Below are 1,535 nucleotides of genomic sequence, written 5' to 3'. Positions count from 1 at the left end.
TTAAAGAGCAGGATTCTATAGTATGCTATAAATATGAGAAGCTTTAAAAAGCTTAAATAATAGAAACATGGAGATTTTTATGGAACAGATCATTGAAAAATGGGAAGAAATTTTAAGAACTGTCAAGGAAGAGCATGAACTTACTGACATTTCTTTTAAAACCTGGTTGGAACCACTTAAGGTATTTGATGTCAAAGACAATACTTTATACATACTGGTACCGGACGAACAGATGGGGCTTAACTACATTACCAAGAAATACACTCTTCCTATTAAAGTAGCAGTCGCTGAAATTATTGGAAAGGATTACGAAATCGAATTTGTACTGCCGGAGCAGGCAAAATCCATGCGTACACCGAAACCGATGGCTTTCGTAAATACAGAAAGTATTGACAAATCCAGTTTGAATCCAAACTATACCTTCGATACTTTTGTTGTTGGAAATAATAACAAACTGGCTCATGCAGCTTCACTGGCTGTTGCAGAATCTCCGGGAGAAGTCTATAACCCACTCTTTTTATATGGAGGCGTAGGACTTGGTAAAACGCATTTGATGCATTCCATCGCACATTTTATCCAGTCCAATAATCCAGATGTGAAGATTTTATACGTTTCTTCGGAAACTTTTACCAATGAACTGATTGAAGCCATCCGAAATGGCAATAATACAGCTATGACAAAATTCCGTGAGAAATATCGTAATATCGATGTACTTTTAATCGACGATATCCAGTTTATTATAGGAAAAGAAAGTACACAGGAAGAATTTTTCCATACCTTTAATGAGCTTTATCTTGCTAAGAAACAGATTGTTATTTCTTCTGATAAGCCGCCAAAGGATATGGAAACATTAGAAGAACGTATCCGCTCCCGTTTTGAATGCGGTCTGACTGCTGACATCGGTTCTCCGGATTATGAAACCAGAATGGCAATTCTGCGAAGAAAAGAAGAAATGGATAATTTCCATTTAGATGATGAAATTTTAAAATACATTGCTACTAATATTAAGTCTAATATCAGGGAACTGGAAGGTGCTTTAAATAAACTGCTTGCCTACTCCAATCTTGAACAGACTGAGATTACCATGGAAGTAGCCATGAAAGAGCTTCAGAATATTATTTCTCCGGACAAGCCGAGGGAGATTACTCCACAGCTTATTATTGATGTGGTATGCGAACATTTCCATATTACAAAAGAGCAGATGATTTCTAAAAGCCGCAGCAACGATATTGCAAAGCCGAGACAGATTGCCATGTATCTTTGCAAAAATATGACTGGGGTTTCCTTAGAAAATATTGGAGAACTCTTAGGAGGAAGAGATCATTCTACCGTAATTCATGGTATTAATAAGGTAGAAGCTGAATTACAGACTAATGAAGCAACCGTAAATCTCTTAAATACCATTAAGAAAAAAATTAACCCAAATTAATTTATGCACAGGGTTCTGTTTATAATTTGTGAACTAGCTGTGGAATGGCTTTAGGATAACTAATTATGTTAACTTTACATAAAAATTTATTCACTTTTTATTAAGA

1 protein-coding gene is annotated in these 1,535 nt (G+C 35.5%); it reads left to right on the top strand.

Annotated elements, in window-relative coordinates; translation table 11 throughout:
- Positions 1–79 precede the first annotated feature (79 nt).
- Positions 80–1,429 carry a chromosomal replication initiator protein DnaA gene (gene dnaA, locus DW059_RS15455; RefSeq protein WP_117699376.1) on the top strand — a complete coding sequence of 450 codons (1,350 nt, stop codon included), beginning with the start codon at positions 80–82 and terminating at the stop codon, positions 1,427–1,429.
- Positions 1,430–1,535 lie beyond the last annotated feature (106 nt).

Origin of the sequence: Roseburia sp. AF42-8 (assembly GCF_003435965.1) — a bacterium.
Classification (GTDB): Bacteria; Bacillota; Clostridia; order Lachnospirales; family Lachnospiraceae; genus Roseburia_C; species Roseburia_C amylophila.
This window is presented reverse-complemented; position numbering and strand designations above follow the sequence as displayed.

Coding starts and splice junctions, on each gene's coding strand:
- dnaA (WP_117699376.1), top strand. CDS start 80: ATGGAACAGATCATTGAAAAATGGGAAGAAATTTTAAGAACTGTCAAG.